Source organism: Streptomyces acidiscabies, assembly GCF_020010905.1.
In the GTDB taxonomy this organism is placed as follows: Bacteria; Actinomycetota; Actinomycetes; order Streptomycetales; family Streptomycetaceae; genus Streptomyces; species Streptomyces acidiscabies.
This window is the reverse complement of sequence record NZ_JAGJBY010000002.1, coordinates 4,062,753-4,079,208: the sequence shown is the minus strand read 5'-3', so window position 1 is coordinate 4,079,208 and position 16,456 is coordinate 4,062,753. Positions and strand designations below refer to the sequence as shown.

Below are 16,456 nucleotides of genomic sequence, written 5' to 3'. Positions count from 1 at the left end.
ACACCCTCAGGGGCTGTTGTTGCAACGACCTGTTAGTGGGGCAGGGGTGTGACGGACGTGGGAGGGCAACTGTTCAGCCCGCGCCGTCCGACTCCGCGTTGCCGAGGCCACTCATAAACTCCGCGACGACGGCCTGCTCATGACGGGGGTCGGATGGCAGCTTGACCGGTCGGCCTCGGTCCGGTGAGCGCTCTGCCAGGGAGCGCCATGCAGCCTCCCGCGCCTGGGTTAGCTGCTCCCGCACGCGGTCGACGGCCCGGAACTCCTCATCGTGCAGCAGGTGGGCATCGTTGTCGGTAAGGAAGCTCAGCAGCGCTTCGAGGTAGCCGATGCTGGTCTCGCTGAGGTCCCCGGGGGCGGCGGCGAGTTCACGCAGTTTCTCCAAGGCGCACTCCACCATGTCGTCCAGCAGAGTTCCCTCGGCGAGCCATCCGATCGGCTCGTCAAGATACGCGTACCAGTTGTTCACCTCGACCCAGCCGGTGGCCACACGCTCCGAGATCTGGCTGCTGACATGTTCGTCGACCAGGGCTCGGAACTCGGCGGAGACCTCCTGCGTAATCAGTCGGCTGCAGTCCAGCGAGTTCGCGAGCCGGAGCAGATCCTTCGTACTCTCCGACCACCGCGGCAGTTCCAGGGCCCGTTTCGCCACGTAGTCCGCCAGTGACGAGGAGCCGATGGTCTCCGCGGTGTCGAGGGCCCACTCAAGGTGGTCCTCTCTGTTGTCATCATCCACGGTGTCTTCTGCCCCGAGTACCGCGGAGGTCAACGCCTGCTTGAGCTCTATCAGTTGTGCGAGAATGCCGGCGCCGTCTGCCAACCGTCCGGCATCCACGAGGCGTTCGACCTGCCGCATATCGCCGCAGGAGGCGAGCAGTGCACCCAACTGCCCCCGGCCGGCGTTGAGGTGGAAGCGGATGTAGTCGGCAATCGACGGGTTATGGAAGGAGACGGCACCTTCGTCGATGACGAGCATGGTTCCGTCGAGCACCTGGAGCGCGTGACGGAAGCGGCGGCCGTCCACCTCTCGGTCCAATTCCTTGCGATACCAGGTCTGTCTCCTCCAGTTCGACGAGTTCGACGGACTCGTACGTGAAGAGGATCTCCAGCAAGTGCACGGCTTCGTCGGTGAGTTCGTTCTCGACGATGCGTTCCCATATCCGCCGGGGATTGTCCAGGTTGGCGACCATGGCGGTGGCGACGTCCGGTTCGCGCTTCAGGTCGATGCGCAGAGTCTCCTCGATCAGACGCGGGCTGAAGTTGCGGTGGCTAACCACGGGCAGCCAGGCGTCGCGAGCGGCGAACTGCCGTTTCTGTCGCGGTCCGAGAGCCGAGCGGTGGACGTGGTTGTAGAGGATCCGCCCGCGGGTCAGCAGGTCCAGGTCGGTGAGGCGAATGCCGGTGAGAGTGTCCCGTACATCTTCTGCGGCCAGCCGATCGTGCTTGCGGCGGGCCTCCTCCAGGATGTAGTCGCGGGTCGTCATGACCAAGGCCTTGTCTGGCGCGTCTCGTATCGCACGCATCACGGACAGCAGGCGCGTGTCCTCGTTCTTGCCGAACTGGGGCAGCAGCGTGGTCTGGCCCAGGAAGTCGTCGTAGAGGAAGAGTTGGGGCACGTCGTCGCGCCAGAGTTCTGTGACCTCGTCGATGTCCTGGCTGACCTCGTGCACCTCCCAGCCGTGGCCCATCCGCCAGGCGGCAAGCATGCGCGCGACTGTGGTCTTCCCGGCACCGGGGATGCCGGTCACGATGCACACATGCTGCTCGTCGAGAAGCTGCCGGGCACGCACGAAGCCCTCGTGCGGGACGAACGTCTGGGCCACCTTCGCCAGTTCGCGCCGCAGCCAGTCGGAGCGCAACAGCGGGCCCTTGTGTAGCAGCGCGCCAAGTGCCGCCGTACCGCTGAGCCAGAGCCGGAAGTGCCGCTCCACCAGCTGCGGTCGCTCCCGCAGGGCGGCCACAATGTCATCCACGCCGTGGATGTCCTCGGTGGACCGGATGTGAGGAGCGAAGGCGGCGCGCAGCTTCTCCTTGGCATCGACGGTCAACCCGACGGTGGTGGCGAGAACATAGCGGTCCGGCTTTAGAGCGGCGACCTTGGGCACCTCCTCGTCGATCAGGTGGGCCAGGAGTTTCGCGCGGCCGCTGAGGTACCAATGCTTGCACTGGACAATCGTGCAAGGACCGCCTTCCGGGTCATGGCGCAGGTCGACGCCCCGGTCCCGGCCGCGCGGAAAGATCTCCAGCGGCACGCCCAGGAGCTCCGTGAACAGGTCCCGGCACACCTCCTCGAAGTCGTGGTCTGTCAGCCGCCCCAGCTCAAAGGAATCCATGCCGCCTTCGCCCACGCATCCCGGTACCCCTCGGTCCTCCCGCGGGGCTCGATCGGACCCATTCTCCACGACACAGCCTTAGCGTTGGCTGTTCCGCCCTTCAGCGGCAGGATCCCCGAACTGGTGACACTCACGGGGGGACTAAGTCGGGTAGCCGGGTCACGTTGCCGTGACCCGGCTACCCGACTAAGAGATCGTCTCAACTGGCTCGATCACTAGGCTGACGGCCGTGATAGCGATGATGGAGCGCCTCGTGCCGGATGGGTTGTGGAAGTTGTTCCAGCGGGTGGTGCCCGCCGCTCCGGTTCGGCCGCAGGGCGGTGGCCAGCGCAGGTACAGGGACCGGCAGGTGCTGGCGGCCATCATCTTCGTGGCCACGACGGGCTGTACATGGCGCCAGCCGCCGACGGGTTTCGGCCCATCCGGACCGACCGCGCACCGACGGTCCACCGAGTGGAGTCGGGCCCGGGTGTGGGCAAGCTCCACCGCCTGGTGCTGGACGAGCTCGGCGCCCGCAGCGAGTTGGACTGGTCGTGGTGTGCGGTCGACTCGGTGAACATGCGGGCGATGATAGGGGGGACCTGACGGGCCCGAATCCCGTAGATCGCGGAAAGAAGGGCTCAAAGATCCACTTGATCACCGAGCGGACCGGTCTGCCCCTCTCCATCGGCATCTCCGCAGCGAACACGCATGACAGCCGGGGCCTGGAACCCCTGGAACGGGGTATCCCGCCGATCCGCTCCCGCCGCGGACCGCGCCGTCGGCGGCCCGCCAAGCTCCACGCCGACAAGGGCTACGACTACGACCACCTGCGCCGATGGCTCCGCACCCGACGTATCGTCCCGCGCATCGCTCACAAGGGCATCCCAGCAGCTGGGCCGCCATCGTTGGACCGTGGAGCGGACGGTGCGTGGCTGGCCGGGTGCCGTCGCCTGCACCGTCGCTACGAACGCAAGGCTGGCATGATCCATAACCCATTCGGACTATTCTGCCCTGCCGCTGGCCTGTTGCTCAGCGTCGATCCATACCAACGAGGTGCCCCATGACCGACTACCTGGCTGCCGCCATGGCGATGCTCGGGCCGGCCCAGAACCGCTATGCAAAGCCGCCGGCATGGGACCGCCTCCACGCCGATCTCGGCATACGGCTGCCGGCCGACTACCGGGTGATCGTCGACGCATACGCCCCGATCCAGCTCAATGGCCATCTGTACTTGTCCCACCCTGCGACCGAGCGCTGGAACCTGGTCGAGTGGATCCGGGAGACCATCCAGGCGTGGTCAGAAGTGCCCTGGGACGAACTCGACCTTGACGCGGAGGAGGACCCCCGCCAGCTCTTCGGGCTTGAGGAGTTGAGTTTCGGCACCCGCAACGGCCTGTGGCCGATCGCGAGCACCGACCGAGGAGAGACGGTCTTCCTTGACGCGGCCGCCGATGCCACCAGGCTTGTCGTCAACTATGACGAAACCTGGGCAGAGCACCGCATGGACTTCACCGAATGGCTCTATCGCTACCTGATAGGCGAAGACATGACCGGCCCCAACAGCTCAGCCTTCTATCCAGGCCCCGTGAAACTGCAGCACCTCCCGATGTCTGCCAACGAACGTCCCGAGCCTTGGTACGGTCCAGACCGCGGCATGTGAGGCGCCGGCACTCACCAGCAGGGGATAGTTCCAAACGAGATGACCTCTAAGAGGTCGTTTTTCTCTTAAGTGCGGCACTCCGTGGCGGTTTATCCAGCCGCTTGGTGTGCTGCTGGTGAGTCGGTGGAGACGGCTCTTCTTGGTGGGGCGGATGGTGTGACGGACGGGGTGAGGGCACGCGTGCGCCTGTCTCATTCCAGGATGCCCGGTTCTGTTCCGTGCTTCGGCGCGGCAGGACGCACGCCTGGGCGCACGCCTCCGGGCAGCGGTATGCCCGGATCATGACGGAACGCCGCGCGTACCCGAGTGACCTGTCCGACGCCCGCTGGGAGTTGATCGAGCCGGTGCTGTCCGCCTGGCGCTTCGAACGCCGGGGCCGGGCCCTGGACTTCGGCCGACCACCACGGCACGACCTGCGCGAGATCATGAACGCGATCCTGTACGTGGACCGCACCGGCGTGCAGTGGGCCTACCTCCCGCACGACTTCCCGCCGCATCAGAGCGTCTACGGCTACTTCGCCATGTGGCAGAAGGACGGCGTCTTCGCCCACCTCAACGGCCTCCTGCGGGAGCTGGTCCGCCGACAGGAAGGCCACGGAGCCACCCCGTCCGCCGGCGTGATCGACGCGCAGAGCGTCAAGACCTCCACCAGCGTCCCCGCGCGAAGTCAGGGCATCGACGCGGGCAAAAAGATCGCAGGCCGCAAGCGAAGCATCATCACCGATACCCTCGGCCTGCTGCTGGCCGTGCTGGTCACCGCAGCCAGCGTCCAGGACTCCACAGCCGGCCGCGCCCTCCTGGAACAGGCCGCCGCCGACCATCCCGGCCTGCGCAAGGTCTGGGTCGACGGCGGCTACCGCAAACACTTCGTCGAGCACGCGGCCACCCTCGGCATCGACCTCGAAATCGTCCAACGCGCCCCCGGGGCCAGGGGATTCACCCCCATCCCGAAACGCTGGGCGGTGGAGCGGACCTACGGCTGGCTCATGCTCCACCGCCGCCTGACCCGCGACTACGAACCCTCCCCGCCCGCTCCGAGGCCATGATCCATCTCGCCATGACCGACCTCATGGCCCGCCGCCTCACCGGCGAAGCGACCATCTCCTGGCGTGACCCACTAAAGCAGGATCAACACCTCATTCAGGGATGAAACGGAGGGATAAAACGACCTCTAAGTGGCTCAGCCACTCATCCACTCACTCCCCCTCCCCACCACCCTCCCCCGAGCCTCCCCGAACCCGATCCTCCCCCCGCCAACCCCCGGCGCACTCCCCCGCAGCACCACCTCGTCCCCGTCCTCCAGGAACGTTCTCAGCTCCCCGCCCACAGCGACCGGTTCCGCCCCGCCCCACGTCAGTTCGATGAACGCTCCCCGTTCCCCCTTCTCCGGTCCCGATACCGTGCCGGAGGCAAAGAGGTCGCCGGTTCGGGTGGGGGCGCCGTTCGCGGTCAAGTGCGCCAGCATCTGTGCGGGGGACCAGTACATCGCGGCGTATGGCGGCCGGGAGACGATCTCGCCGTTCCACTCGATCTCCAGGGAGATGTCGAGGCCCCAAGGGCGGTCGAGCGCGAGGTAGGGGAGGACGGCCGGTTCCTGGGGTGGTGTGTTCACCTTCGCGGCGGTCAGGGCCAGCAGGGGGACTACCCACGGCGAGACGGTCGACGCGAAGGACTTGCCGAGGTTGGGGCCGAGCGGGACGTACTCCCAGGCCTGGATGTCGCGCGCGGACCAGTCGTTGAAGAGGACGGCGCCGAAGATGTGGGACTCCGCGTCGGCTACGGGGATGGGCGAGCCCATGGCGTTGCCGGTGCCGACCACGAAACCGACCTCCGCCTCGATGTCGAGCCGGACGGAGGGCCCGAAGACAGGCGCCGGGTCGCCGGGTGACTTGCGCTGGCCGGAGGGGCGTACGACGTCCGTGCCGGAGACGACGACGGAGGCGGAGCGGCCGTGGTAACCGACGGGGAGGTGCTTCCAGTTGGGGAGCAGGGGCTCCGGGTTCTCGGGCCGGAAGAGGCGGCCGAGGTTGGCGGCGTGGTGTTCGGACGCGTAGAAGTCGACGTAGTCCGCGACCTCGAAGGGAAGGTGGAGGGTGACGTCGGAGAGGGGGTGGACGGCGTCGGAGGGGACGTCCCCCGCAAGCGCGGCGGCGATCGCGGCACGGACGGCGACCCAGCGGTCGTACCCCTGCGCCATGAACGGGTTGAGGGCGGGCGCGGCGAAGACCTCGTCGCCGAGGAGGAGCGCGAGGTCGACGACGTGGTCGCCGTAGCGGGTGGCGACGCGGGGTGCGGTGCCGGGGCGGGAGTAGACGCCGTACGGCAGGTTGGCGAGTCCGAAGAGGGAGTCGGCCGGGGCGGAGAGCCGCATGAAGGACCTTTCTGTCGCCGCGATCACCGCACGCTAGGTCGCGGCCCCAGGACCGTCAAGGCAGCCACACGAGGGACGAGCCGCTCAAATGATCGACTTGCCGCTCATTCGTGCACACCTCACGATGGGAAGGCACCAGTCCATCAGCTACGGAAGGGGTGGCTCCATGCCCCAGCACATCCGTGTGTACTACCGGGATCCCCAAGCGACCCGGACCACGTGCAACTTCAACTGGGCCGCCATCAACGCCAACTCCGTCGTCCTCGTCACGGCCTGCGAGTACGCGCCGGAGCGCAGCGACCCGCACGGCGGCTTCGGCGGCACAGACCGCAAGCGGTTCGTCGGAGCGGCCGACGTCTGGGTCACCAACATCGCGCCGCACGGCCCGCCGTTCGACCCCAACAACGGAGTCACCTGGGTGCTCCACCACAACTGGGGTGAGCCGATCTACCTCTGCGTGGACATCACCGTCTTCGACGAGGGCCCCTCGGAGATCCAGACCTGACCCGTTCCACGTCTACGCCACTTCGAACGACCGCTTCGCGAATCCCATCATGAAGCCGTCGATGGTGGTGCGGACGGCCCGCTCCGGGTCGTCCGCACTGCCGAGGGCGATGAAGAGGGGGAGGAAGTGGTCGGGGGTGGGGTGCGCGTACGGCATCCCGGGCGCGCGGCTGGCGTACGCGGCGAGTTCGTCGACGTCCCCCTTGGCCAGCGCCTCGGCGGCCCACTGGTCGAAGTCGGAGGACCAGGCGGGGACGACGCCGTCGAGCATCTCGCGGGTGACGAACGGCAGGCCGTGCGTCATGAAGCCCGAGCCGATGACCAGGACACCTTCCTCGCGCAGGCCCGCCAGGCGGCGGCCGAGTTCCATCAGGCGGACCGGGTCGTGGGTCGGCAGGGACAGCTGGAGTACGGGGATGTCCGCGAGGGGGTACATCGCCATCAGCGGCACCCACGCGCCGTGGTCGAGGCCCCGGTTCGTGTGCTGGTACAGCGGTTCGCCGTCCGGCATGGCCGCCGCGACGCGGTGGGCCAGCGCGGTGGCGTCCGGGGTGTCGTACTTCATGCGGTAGTAGCGGGGGTGGAAGCCGCCGAAGTCGTACACCAGCGGCGTGTGCGCGGCGGACGCGGAGATCGCGAGGGGGGCGTCCTCCCAGTGCGCGGAGACGATCAGGATCGACTTGGGCCTCGGCAGGCGCTGCGCCCAGTCGAGGAGTTCGCGCAGCCAGGGGCCGTCGTCGAAGAGGGGCGGGGCGCCGTGGCTGAGGTAGAGGGCGGGGAGGGGGCCGTCGGCGGGGGTCCACTCGCGCTGGGCGCGGGCGCGGACCAGGGCGTCGGGGAGGAACGCGTCGTACGCGCCGGCCGGTATCGCGGGGTTGAAGACGGAGGACATACGGGGCCTTTCGGGCGGAGGGACGTTTCGACGCCAGAGGTTAAAAGGCAAGCTCAGCCGGTCGGGGGGCACCCGTCGGGGCGTACGGCGTCGTTGACGCGCCGTCCCGCCTCCCGCAGATGCCGCTGCTGGGCCTTGGTGAGCGGGCCGAACACCAGCCGCCGCACCTCGGCGACGTGGCCGGGCGCGGTGGCGACGACCTTGTCCCACCCGGCGTCGGTGAGGGTCGCCAGCGTGCAGCGGCCGTCGCCGGGGTCGGTCGTACGGCGTACCCAGCCCTGTTTCTCCAGGCGCTTGACGGTGTGCGAGAGCCGGGACAGCGAGGCGACGGCGAACTCGGCGAGGACGCTCATCCGCAGGGTGCGCTCCGAGGACATGGAGAGCCCGGCGAGGACCTGGTACTCGAAGTGGCTGATCCCGGCGTCCCGCTGCAACTGGGCGTCCAGGGCGCCGGGGAGGTGGGTCATCAGACCGACCAGGGCGAGCCAGGTCTCCTGCTCCTCGGCGTCCAGCCAGGGCGTGCCGTCTGTACCCGTCTCGTCCGTGCTCATGCGGCCAGCATAACTTGAACCGTCAAGTCACTTCACTTGACGCTTCAAGTCACCAGAGCCCGCCGCCGCACCCCCACCCCGCCGTCCCTCACCGCCCCCGCACCGGCAACACCGCCCGAACCCGCCACCCCTCCACCTCAGGCCCCGCCTCCAGCTCCCCACCCAACGCCGTAACCCGCTCCCGCAGCCCCACCAGCCCGAACCCCCCACCCCGAGCCTCCTCCGGCAGCCGCACCCCACCCCGCCCGTCGTCCACGACGGTCACCTCCAGAGCCGTACCGACGAGCCGCAGCCCTACGGCGACCCGCCCCGCGTCGCCCGCATGCCGCCGTACGTTGGTCAGCGCCTCCTGGACGACGCGGAAGGCCGCGGCCTGCACCTCGTGCGGCAGGTCGTCGTGGACGGCCGCGTCCCGCCGCAGGACGACGGGCTGCCCGGCGAACCCCCGGACCAGCCCCCGGATCCCGGCGAGGTCGCCCACCGGGTGCATCGCGGCGGAGTCGCTCTCCCGCAGCACGCCGACCGTCCGCCGCATCGAGGCGAGCGCCTCGGTCGCCGCGTCCTGGATCCCCCCGAGGACGGGATCGACCCGCTCCCGCTCACCGGCGACCAGCATCCGGGCCATCTGCGTCTGGACGAGGATGCCGGTCACGTGATGCGCCACGAAGTCGTGGAGGTCGGCGGCGATCGCCACGCGCTCCTGGCGCCGCGTCTCGGCGACGGCGACGGCACGCCGGAAGTCCAGCGCGCGCAGATACCCCGCGAACCCGGCGACGGACCCGACCAGCACCAGCCCGACGACCAGATACACCGGCCCCTCGTCCCCGGCCCACGGCGTACGGAAGTACCGCGCCGGCATCGCGAGCACCGCCCCCGCGTCCAGCGCCCCGCACACCCCGGCCCACCGCGCCGGTACGTACCGCACGGCGACGTACAGCAGACACAGCAGCACGGCGACCTCGCCGGGCCCGAAGGCGACGTCGCGGTGCCGGATGACCGATGTCGCCGTGTACAGCAGGGACAGCAACGCGGGTACGACGGTACGGAGTTGAAGGGAACCAAGGGGTCGCAGGACGGCGGTCAGGCCGACGGCGAGGACCAGCGCGGGCAGCGCGAGGCCCGTACGGGTCTGCTGGGCGACGACGAGATCGAGGAAGGCCGCGGCGAGGAGGGCGCCGACCGCGAAGCCCCGGGCGGTGGATCGCATGGCGTCACCGTAGCGGGGGTGAACTGGTACTTTCCGAAGCCCGAAACCGAAGCCGGAGCCCCGCCCCGAAGTCCGAGAGGAAGCCGCCCGTGCCGGACAGCAGGTTCGCCCTCGGCGTCGTCGCCGGAGCGGCCGTCGTCCTCCTGACCGGCGTCCTCGGCACACGCGCGCTCTCCACGACGGAGTCGACGACGCGCCTGGACGAGTACGACACGGTCATGGTGGACGGCCGCAAGGCCCTCGCCGCGAACATCGTCGCCGGCAGGACGCAGAGCAGGTACCACCCGCTGCCCTGGGTCGGGATCAGAGTCCACGACGTGACCTGCCCGGGTCCGCTGCTCGCGGTCGCGGGGACGAGGATGACGTGCACCGGCAGACGGGGCGACGGGACGGCCGTCCGTATCCCGGTCACGGTCGTCAACACGGCGCCCGCGCACATCACCTGGAAGTTCGACCGCTGAGCGCTTCCGTCGCTCCCGACGACAAAGCGCGACCGTGAACGTTAGTCTCCGAGTGGTCGCTCACCAGGGCCGACAATCGAATAAGACGTACGTGCACAGGTCATCAGGAGGACCGCCATGAGGATGCTGATCAACGTTCCGGAGACCGTGGTCGCGGACGCGTTGCGGGGGATGGCAGCGGCCCATCCCGAGCTGGTCGTGGACGTCGAGAACCGGGTGATCGTGCGCCGGGACGCGCCGGTCGCCGGAAAAGTCGCCCTGGTGTCGGGCGGCGGTTCGGGGCACGAGCCGCTGCACGGCGGCTTCGTGGGCCCCGGCATGCTGTCGGCGGCCTGTCCCGGCGAGGTCTTCACGTCCCCGGTACCGGACCAGATGGTCCGCGCGGCGGCGGCCGTGGACAGCGGGGCCGGGGTGCTGTTCATCGTGAAGAACTACACCGGCGACGTCCTGAACTTCGACATGGCGGCCGAACTCGCCGAGGACGAGGGCATCCAGGTCGCGAAGGTCCTGATCGACGACGACGTCGCGGTCACCGACAGCCTCTACACGGCGGGCCGGCGCGGCACCGGCGCGACCCTGTTCGTGGAGAAGATCGCGGGCGCGGCGGCCGACGAGGGCCAGCCCCTGGAGCGCGTCGAGTCGATCGCCCGGCAGGTCAACGAGAACTCCCGCAGCTTCGGCGTCGCCCTGAGCGCCTGCACCACCCCGTCCAAGGGCTCCCCCACCTTCGACCTGCCGCCGGGCGAGCTGGAACTCGGCGTCGGCATCCACGGCGAACCGGGCCGCGAGCGCCGTCCGATGATGACGTCCGGGGAGATCGCCGACTTCGCCGTCAACGCGATCCTGGAGGACATGACCCCCCGCAACCCGGTCCTCGTCCTGGTCAACGGCATGGGGTCGACGCCGCTGCTGGAGCTGTACGGCTTCAACGCCGAGGTTCAGCGCGTCCTGGCCGCGCGCGGGGTCACCGTGGCGCACACGCTGGTCGGCAACTACGTCACCTCGCTGGACATGGCGGGCGCGTCCGTCACGCTGTGCCAGATCGACGAGGAGCTGCTGAGGCTGTGGAACGCGCCGGTCAGCACGGCCGGGCTGCGCTGGGGCATGTGACCGTACGGAGCGAGGAGTTCCCATGCTGGACGCCGACTTCTTCCGCCGCTGGCTGACGATCGCTGCGGCTTCCGTGGACCGCGAGGCGGACCGCCTCACCGAGCTGGACTCGCCCATCGGGGACGCCGATCACGGCGCCAACCTGCGGCGCGGGTTCGCGTCCGTGGCGGCCGTGCTGGAGAAGGACGAGCCCGCGACGCCGCGCGCCGTCCTCCAGCTCGCCGGGCGGCAGCTCATATCCACCGTCGGTGGTGCTTCCGGTCCGCTGTACGGAACGCTGCTGCGCGGCACCGGCAAGGCCCTCGGGGACGGTCCCGAGGTCAGCGAGGCCGAGTTCGCGGCGGCGCTGAGGGCCGGGGTGCAGGCGGTCATGCAGCTCGGCGGGGCCGCGCCGGGCGACAAGACCATGGTCGACGCGCTGGTGCCGGCCGTGGAGGCGCTCGACGCCGGGTTCGCGGCGGCGCGGATCGCGGCCGAACAGGGAGCGGCGGCGACCGTGCCGCTCCAGGCGCGCAAGGGGCGCGCGAGTTATCTCGGTGCGCGCAGCGTGGGTCACCAGGACCCGGGGGCGACCTCGTCGGCCCTGCTGATCGCCGCGCTGGCCGAGGCTCAAGGGGAAGTCCAAGGGGAGGAAACGTCATGAGCGATCAGAAACTCGTCGGGATCGTGCTGGTCTCGCACAGTGCCGCTGTCGCGGAGTCCGTCGCGGATCTCGCGCGCGGTCTGGTGGGGAACGGTACGGACGTGCCCGTGGCCGCCGCCGGGGGCACCGAGGACGGCGGGTTCGGTACCAGCGCCGCCCTCATCACGCGGGCCGCGGCCGAGGTCGACCGGGGTGCGGGGGTCGCCGTCCTCGCGGATCTCGGGAGCGCCGTCCTCACCGTCAAGGCGCTCCTGGAGGACGACGAACTGCCGCACGACATCCGGCTGTTGGACGCGCCCTTCGTGGAGGGGTCGATCGCGGCGGCGGTGACGGCGGCGACCGGGGCGAACCTGACGGCTGTGGAGGCGGCGGCCGGGGAGGCGTACGCGTACCGGAAGGTGTGACGGCGGCGAAGGCTGCGGCGGCGAGGGGGCAGCGGCGCTAAAGGCGAGCGGTAATGGCGAGGGGCGGCGGCACTGGGGGCGGGCGGTAATTCGGTGGGCGGGGCGGGCGTCGCGAGACGATCATGGACGCGACATCCCCACCCCTCCCGACCGCACGCCCCCGACCTCGCGCCCTCGACCCCACACCGTCGCCCCTGTCGCCCCCCCCGGAGAGAGACCCATGCCCCTGCTCCCCGACCCGACCACCCTCCACCCCATGCCCGGCCAGCCGCGCGTCGTCCTGCTGAAGCCGCTGGTCACGTCCCCGCTGATCGAGGTCGGGGAGTTCTCGTACTACGACGACCCGGACGACGCGACCGCCTTCGAGACGCGCAACGTCCTCTACCACTACGGCCCGGAGCGGCTGGTCATCGGCCGGTTCTGCGCCTTCGCGACCGGCGTCAAGTTCATCATGAACGGCGCCAACCACCGCCAGGACGGCCCCTCCACGTTCCCGTTCCCGACGATGGGCGGCGCCTGGGCCGACCACTTCGACCTCATCACCGGCCTCCCGAACCGGGGTGACACGGTCGTCGGCAACGACGTGTGGCTCGGGAACGGGGTGACCGTGATGCCGGGGGTGCGGATCGGGCACGGCGCGATCGTCGCGACCGGTTCCGTCGTCACCTCCGACGTCCCCGACTACGGCATCGCCGGCGGCAACCCGGCCCGCCTGATCCGCTCCCGGTTCGCCGACGAGGACGTGGCGAGGCTGCTGGCGCTGGCCTGGTGGGACTGGCCGCTGGAGCACATCACCGCGCACGTCCGGACGATCATGTCGGGGACCGTGGACGAGCTGGAAGCGGCGGCGCCGTAATCCGGATGCGCGACGGCACGGCACCGGGCTAGGGTTTTCGCCATGCACGGTTTCGTACAGCTCTACGGCTGACACGCCCCTCACACAGCGCCCCGCGCGACACCGCCGGGCCGCGCTTCGTCGTGTCCTCAACTCCGTAGACCTGAAACGAGTGTGATCGTCCATGTCCCGTCGCCGTGCCCACATCGCGATGATCGGCATCCCCGCCGTCAGTCACGTCCTCCCCAGCCTCGACGTGATCCGCGAACTGGTCGCCCGCGGCCACCGCGTGACCTACGCGAACGACCCCGTCGTCGCGCACCTCATCGAGCCGACCGGCGCCGAGCTGGTCCCGTACACGTCCGTCCTCCCGGTCGCCGACAACGACTGGCCCGAGGAGACGATCGCCGCGATGTCCGTGTTCCTGGACGACGCGGTCCAGGCCCTCCCCCAGCTCCGCGCCGTGTACGACACCGACCCGGCCGACCTCTACCTGTACGACATCGGCGCGTACCCGGCCCGCGCCATCGCCGAATCCCAGGGCCGCCCCCTGATGCAGCTCTCCCCGACCTTCGTGGGCTGGGAGGGATACGAGACGGAGGTCGCCGCGCACATCTGGGCGCTGCCGGGCGCGGACGCGTACCGGGCGCGGTTCGAGGCGTGGCTCAAGGAGTCCGGGGCGTCGACGCTCGCGATGGAGGAGTTCGCGGCGCGTCCGGCGCACACCGTCGCGACGATCACGCGGGCGATGCAGCCGCAGGCGGACCGCGTCGACACGTCCACGGTGACCTTCGTGGGGCCCTGCTTCGACCCGGCCGAGGGGGACTGGGCGCGTCCGGCCGGTGCCGAGAACGTCCTCCTCGTCTCCCTCGGTTCGGCGTACACCCGGCAGCCCGAGTTCTACCGGCAGTGCCTCGCCGCGTTCGGTGATCTGCCGGGCTGGCACGTGGTCCTCCAGATCGGCAAGTACACCGACCCGGCGGACCTCGGCACGATCCCGGCGAACGTCGAGTTCCACCCCTGGGTGCCCCAGCGGGCGATCCTCGACCGGGCCGACGCGTTCGTCACCCACGCGGGCATGGGCGGCTGCGGCGAGGGCCTCCTCGCGGGCGTCCCGATGATCGCCGTACCGCAGGGCGCCGAGCAGTTCATGAACGCGGACCGCCTAGTGGAACTGGGCATCGCCCGCCGCCTCGACACGGCGGACGCTACGGCGGAGGCCCTCCGCAGCGCCCTGCTGGAACTGACCGCCGACCCTGAAGTGGCGCGCAGGTCGGCGGAGTTGCAGGCGGCGGCCCGAAAGGAGGGCGGGACCAAGCGTGCGGCTGATCTCGTCGAGGAGCTGATTTAGGCCCTGTCGTCACATTCCCGTCGTCCGCCCGGAGGGCGGGCCGGGCGGCGTCTGACGCGTGCAGCTGCAAGGCGGAGGAGGGCGTCGACGCGGAGCGTCGGCAACCGACGACAACGCCGCAGATGCGCGTGGCAGGCGTCGCCCGGCAGGCGGGAATGTGACGACAGGGCCTAACCCCGCACGAACAGCTTCGCCAGCCGTTCCCCCACCGCCAGCGCCTCCGCCTTGTCCTCGATCGGCTTGACCCGTGAGTCCTTGAAGACGATGTACGTCACCCCCGAGGACACACCCCCGCCGCGCGGGTCGGCGGGGATGCCGAGGGCCTTGGCGGTGGCGTAGGACGCCTCGCCGATGAGGTCGTCGGGTCCGGTGTCGCCGACCACGGCGTACTGGACCCGGCCCCGGTAGATCACGGCGGCGACGGAACCGGCGTGCACCCCGCTGTTCCGGTGGTTCCAGGTGGCGCTCTTCATCGGGACGACGATGTAGGGCAGCTTCTCCGCGCTGAGCTGGCGTCCGTCGGACTGCTGGAAGGCGGTGGTCGGCGCGAACAGCGGATCGGCGTCCCGGTTGCAGTGCCGGCCGGGGCGCCCGTCGCAGTCGATGTCCATGTCGGCCTTCCAGAACACCGCGTCACGGGTCCCGCAGACGGGTACAGTGCGCGGCGCGCTGTCGTCCGTACGGTACTTGCCGCGCGAGACGGGGTCGCAGCCGCGCACCTTGGCCAGCAGGTCCGCCGCTCCGACGGGCCCGTCGGAGGTGGGGAGGCCGAAGGCCTGCGGAACGGCGGGCGAGGTCGGCGCGAGCAGGGCGAGGCAGGTGACGGCGAGTGTCAACGACTGGGGACGCACGTAGAGAAACCCTCTCCGCGGGGGGACTTTGACGGACACTCAGGTAAATCTGGTGTCCTCCCGCCACCTCGGCCACCTCAAGGGGGCCGTACGGTGCACGCGCGTTGACGGACCGGCAGAAGGGCCGGGTGCCTTGTTGCGCCGTACGAAGGAATCCGTCACCTGCCCGGCGGCTCCGGGGGTGCGTGCCCCGGGCGGGCCGCTTTGGCTGGCCGCATGCGCACACTTCAGCTTCTTGTCGGTGCCGGGGCGAGCGCGGCGGCCGTCGCGCTGGCCGCGGGTCCGGCGTTCGCGGCCGGAATTTCGGTGAGTACGACGGGGTCGACGGCGTCGGTGGTGACCAGCACCTGTACGACCCAGGTCAGCGGCAGCTACGGCACCGCGTCCCTGCTGACCAGCAGCCAGACCAGCTTCAGCCAGGGCCGGCAGGTGGCGCTGTCGGGGACGACGGTGAGCCAGGCGGCGGCGTGGACGAGTGTCACGCCCGGCACGTACACGGTGACGGTCCGCTGTGCGGACGGCCGCAACGCCGGGTCCCAGACGATCATCGTCTCTGCGTCGACGACCCCGACCGCCTCCTCGACCACCGCGCCCACCCGGGGCGTCCTCGGCGGGATCGGGGGCGGGATCAAGGACTACGGCACGGTCACGCTCGCGGCGGGCGGGGCGCTGACCGGGCTCGGGGTGGTGGCGGCGGGATGGTTCCTGCGGCGCCGGCGGCGGCCGTACCGGCTCTGAATCAGGCGTCCGCTTCGGGGAGTTCGGCCAGGGCTTCCGTGAGCCAGCTGATCCAGAACGTCTCCAGGGCGATGCCCGCGCGCAGGACCAGGTGCTGGAGCCTGGCCTGCGCGCTTTCGTCCCCCGGCGGGAAGTCGCGGGTCTCGATCTCCTCGTACTCGGCCAACTGGCGCTGGTGGAGGGCGAGATGGCGGGTCAGGTCGGCAGCCAGACCGGCCGTGCCGACGACCGCCGCAGCCCGCAGGCGCAGGAGAGTCACGTCGCGGTGGGGTTTGGGGTCCTGGGGTGCGGCGGTCCAGCGGGCGAGTTCGGCGCGGCCCTCGGGGAGGACCTCGTACGCCTTCTTCTGGCCGCGCGCGGGTGCCTCGGAGGGGAGGGCGCGGATCTGGCCCTCCGCCTCCAGTTTTCCCAGCTCGCGGTAGATCTGCTGGTGCGTGGCCGACCAGAAGTATCCGATCGACCGGTCGAACCGGCGGGTCAGCTCCAGCCCCGAGGACGGCTTTTCGAGCAGGGCGGTGAGGATCGCGTGCGGGAGTGACATGCGGGTCATCCTAGGGAGAGCG

Annotated in this window: 17 protein-coding genes and 2 pseudogenes; 11 read left to right on the top strand and 8 right to left on the bottom strand. The window is 70.0% G+C overall.

Features of this window, described 5'->3' with window-relative positions; translation table 11 throughout:
- Positions 1-73 precede the first annotated feature (73 nt).
- Both J8M50_RS44400 and J8M50_RS44395 read right to left on the bottom strand, forming a co-directional pair.
- Positions 74-976: a hypothetical protein gene (locus J8M50_RS44400; RefSeq protein WP_223786435.1), complete on the bottom strand. Its 903-nt coding sequence runs from the start codon at positions 974-976 to the stop codon at positions 74-76.
- The gene (locus J8M50_RS44395; protein WP_010361084.1) at positions 939-2,348 is read right to left on the bottom strand and encodes an nSTAND3 domain-containing NTPase; all 1,410 of its coding nucleotides are present in this window, start codon (positions 2,346-2,348) and stop codon (positions 939-941) included. The genes J8M50_RS44400 and J8M50_RS44395 overlap by 38 nt, the downstream gene beginning before the upstream one ends.
- Positions 2,349-2,571: 223 nt before the next feature.
- Between J8M50_RS44395 and J8M50_RS44390 the strand changes: the two are divergent.
- The 3 genes and pseudogenes from J8M50_RS44390 to J8M50_RS44380 all read left to right on the top strand — a co-directional run bounded on the left by J8M50_RS44390 (position 2,572) and on the right by J8M50_RS44380 (position 5,125).
- A pseudogene (locus tag J8M50_RS44390) lies at positions 2,572-3,379 on the top strand (IS5 family transposase).
- Complete coding sequence (locus J8M50_RS44385; RefSeq protein ID WP_010361088.1) at positions 3,376-3,975, top strand: hypothetical protein; 600 nt, start codon at positions 3,376-3,378, stop codon at positions 3,973-3,975. Before J8M50_RS44390 ends, J8M50_RS44385 begins: the two are co-directional and overlap by 4 nt.
- A 281-nt stretch (positions 3,976-4,256) precedes the next feature.
- Positions 4,257-5,125: pseudogene (locus J8M50_RS44380) on the top strand (IS5 family transposase).
- 30 nt (positions 5,126-5,155) lie between these two features.
- On the opposite strand, the gene fahA reads toward J8M50_RS44380, so the two are convergent.
- Complete coding sequence (gene fahA / locus J8M50_RS44375; RefSeq protein ID WP_010357194.1) at positions 5,156-6,346, bottom strand: fumarylacetoacetase; 1,191 nt, start codon at positions 6,344-6,346, stop codon at positions 5,156-5,158.
- Positions 6,347-6,512: 166 nt separating this feature from the next.
- On the opposite strand from fahA, the gene J8M50_RS44370 reads away from it, so the two are divergent.
- On the top strand, positions 6,513-6,851 hold the full coding sequence (locus J8M50_RS44370) for a hypothetical protein (protein WP_010357193.1): 339 nt from the start codon (positions 6,513-6,515) through the stop codon (positions 6,849-6,851).
- A 12-nt stretch (positions 6,852-6,863) separates the two neighbouring features.
- Here J8M50_RS44370 and J8M50_RS44365 read toward each other — a convergent pair whose 3' ends face one another.
- The 3 genes from J8M50_RS44365 to J8M50_RS44355 all read right to left on the bottom strand — a co-directional run bounded on the left by J8M50_RS44365 (position 6,864) and on the right by J8M50_RS44355 (position 9,500).
- On the bottom strand, positions 6,864-7,742 hold the full coding sequence (locus J8M50_RS44365) for a dioxygenase family protein (RefSeq protein ID WP_075692366.1): 879 nt from the start codon (positions 7,740-7,742) through the stop codon (positions 6,864-6,866).
- Positions 7,743-7,795: 53 nt separating this feature from the next.
- Entirely contained in the window at positions 7,796-8,293 is a 498-nt protein-coding gene (locus J8M50_RS44360) for a MarR family winged helix-turn-helix transcriptional regulator (RefSeq protein ID WP_010357190.1), read from the bottom strand.
- Positions 8,294-8,381: 88 nt separating this feature from the next.
- Entirely contained in the window at positions 8,382-9,500 is a 1,119-nt protein-coding gene (locus J8M50_RS44355) for a sensor histidine kinase (RefSeq protein WP_010357189.1), read from the bottom strand.
- A gap of 89 nt (positions 9,501-9,589) precedes the next feature.
- Here J8M50_RS44355 and J8M50_RS44350 point away from each other — a divergent pair, with 89 nt between their 5' ends.
- The 6 genes from J8M50_RS44350 to J8M50_RS44325 all read left to right on the top strand — a co-directional run bounded on the left by J8M50_RS44350 (position 9,590) and on the right by J8M50_RS44325 (position 14,304).
- On the top strand, positions 9,590-9,961 hold the full coding sequence (locus J8M50_RS44350; RefSeq protein WP_010357188.1) for a DUF4333 domain-containing protein: 372 nt from the start codon (positions 9,590-9,592) through the stop codon (positions 9,959-9,961).
- Between the two features lie 117 nt (positions 9,962-10,078).
- A complete protein-coding gene (gene dhaK / locus J8M50_RS44345) occupies positions 10,079-11,071 on the top strand; it encodes a dihydroxyacetone kinase subunit DhaK (protein ID WP_010357187.1) in 993 nt (330 codons plus the stop codon).
- 22 nt (positions 11,072-11,093) lie between these two features.
- A complete protein-coding gene (gene dhaL / locus J8M50_RS44340; RefSeq protein WP_010357186.1) occupies positions 11,094-11,714 on the top strand; it encodes a dihydroxyacetone kinase subunit DhaL in 621 nt (206 codons plus the stop codon).
- Positions 11,711-12,118, top strand: coding sequence for a dihydroxyacetone kinase phosphoryl donor subunit DhaM (gene dhaM, locus J8M50_RS44335; protein ID WP_010357185.1), 408 nt, complete (start codon positions 11,711-11,713; stop codon positions 12,116-12,118). The genes dhaL and dhaM overlap by 4 nt, the downstream gene beginning before the upstream one ends.
- A 220-nt stretch (positions 12,119-12,338) precedes the next feature.
- Positions 12,339-12,974, top strand: coding sequence for a CatB-related O-acetyltransferase (locus tag J8M50_RS44330; RefSeq protein WP_010357184.1), 636 nt, complete (start codon positions 12,339-12,341; stop codon positions 12,972-12,974).
- A gap of 163 nt (positions 12,975-13,137) precedes the next feature.
- Entirely contained in the window at positions 13,138-14,304 is a 1,167-nt protein-coding gene (locus tag J8M50_RS44325; protein WP_010357183.1) for a macrolide family glycosyltransferase, read from the top strand.
- Between the two features lie 170 nt (positions 14,305-14,474).
- On the opposite strand, the gene J8M50_RS44320 is transcribed toward J8M50_RS44325, so the two are convergent.
- Positions 14,475-15,155: a glycoside hydrolase family 75 protein gene (locus J8M50_RS44320; protein ID WP_010357182.1), complete on the bottom strand. Its 681-nt coding sequence runs from the start codon at positions 15,153-15,155 to the stop codon at positions 14,475-14,477.
- A gap of 216 nt (positions 15,156-15,371) precedes the next feature.
- On the opposite strand from J8M50_RS44320, the gene J8M50_RS44315 reads away from it, so the two are divergent.
- Entirely contained in the window at positions 15,372-15,893 is a 522-nt protein-coding gene (locus J8M50_RS44315; RefSeq protein WP_029184298.1) for a hypothetical protein, read from the top strand.
- 1 nt (position 15,894) lies between these two features.
- Here J8M50_RS44315 and J8M50_RS44310 read toward each other — a convergent pair whose 3' ends face one another.
- Positions 15,895-16,434 carry a PadR family transcriptional regulator gene (locus tag J8M50_RS44310; RefSeq protein ID WP_010357180.1) on the bottom strand — a complete coding sequence of 180 codons (540 nt, stop codon included), beginning with the start codon at positions 16,432-16,434 and terminating at the stop codon, positions 15,895-15,897.
- Positions 16,435-16,456: the final 22 nt, after the last annotated feature.

Bases quoted from the DNA above. Each gene is read 5' to 3' on its own strand.
- J8M50_RS44330 (WP_010357184.1), top strand. From the start codon at position 12,339: ATGCCCCTGCTCCCCGACCCGACCACCCTCCACCCCATGCCCGGCCAG.
- fahA (WP_010357194.1), bottom strand. From the start codon at position 6,346: ATGCGGCTCTCCGCCCCGGCCGACTCCCTCTTCGGACTCGCCAACCTG.
- dhaM (WP_010357185.1), top strand. From the start codon at position 11,711: ATGAGCGATCAGAAACTCGTCGGGATCGTGCTGGTCTCGCACAGTGCC.
- J8M50_RS44310 (WP_010357180.1), bottom strand. From the start codon at position 16,434: ATGTCACTCCCGCACGCGATCCTCACCGCCCTGCTCGAAAAGCCGTCC.
- J8M50_RS44400 (WP_223786435.1), bottom strand. From the start codon at position 976: ATGCTCGTCATCGACGAAGGTGCCGTCTCCTTCCATAACCCGTCGATT.
- J8M50_RS44360 (WP_010357190.1), bottom strand. From the start codon at position 8,293: ATGAGCACGGACGAGACGGGTACAGACGGCACGCCCTGGCTGGACGCC.
- J8M50_RS44370 (WP_010357193.1), top strand. From the start codon at position 6,513: ATGCCCCAGCACATCCGTGTGTACTACCGGGATCCCCAAGCGACCCGG.
- J8M50_RS44315 (WP_029184298.1), top strand. From the start codon at position 15,372: ATGCGCACACTTCAGCTTCTTGTCGGTGCCGGGGCGAGCGCGGCGGCC.
- dhaL (WP_010357186.1), top strand. From the start codon at position 11,094: ATGCTGGACGCCGACTTCTTCCGCCGCTGGCTGACGATCGCTGCGGCT.
- dhaK (WP_010357187.1), top strand. From the start codon at position 10,079: ATGAGGATGCTGATCAACGTTCCGGAGACCGTGGTCGCGGACGCGTTG.
- J8M50_RS44325 (WP_010357183.1), top strand. From the start codon at position 13,138: ATGTCCCGTCGCCGTGCCCACATCGCGATGATCGGCATCCCCGCCGTC.
- J8M50_RS44355 (WP_010357189.1), bottom strand. From the start codon at position 9,500: ATGCGATCCACCGCCCGGGGCTTCGCGGTCGGCGCCCTCCTCGCCGCG.
- J8M50_RS44365 (WP_075692366.1), bottom strand. From the start codon at position 7,742: ATGTCCTCCGTCTTCAACCCCGCGATACCGGCCGGCGCGTACGACGCG.
- J8M50_RS44385 (WP_010361088.1), top strand. From the start codon at position 3,376: ATGACCGACTACCTGGCTGCCGCCATGGCGATGCTCGGGCCGGCCCAG.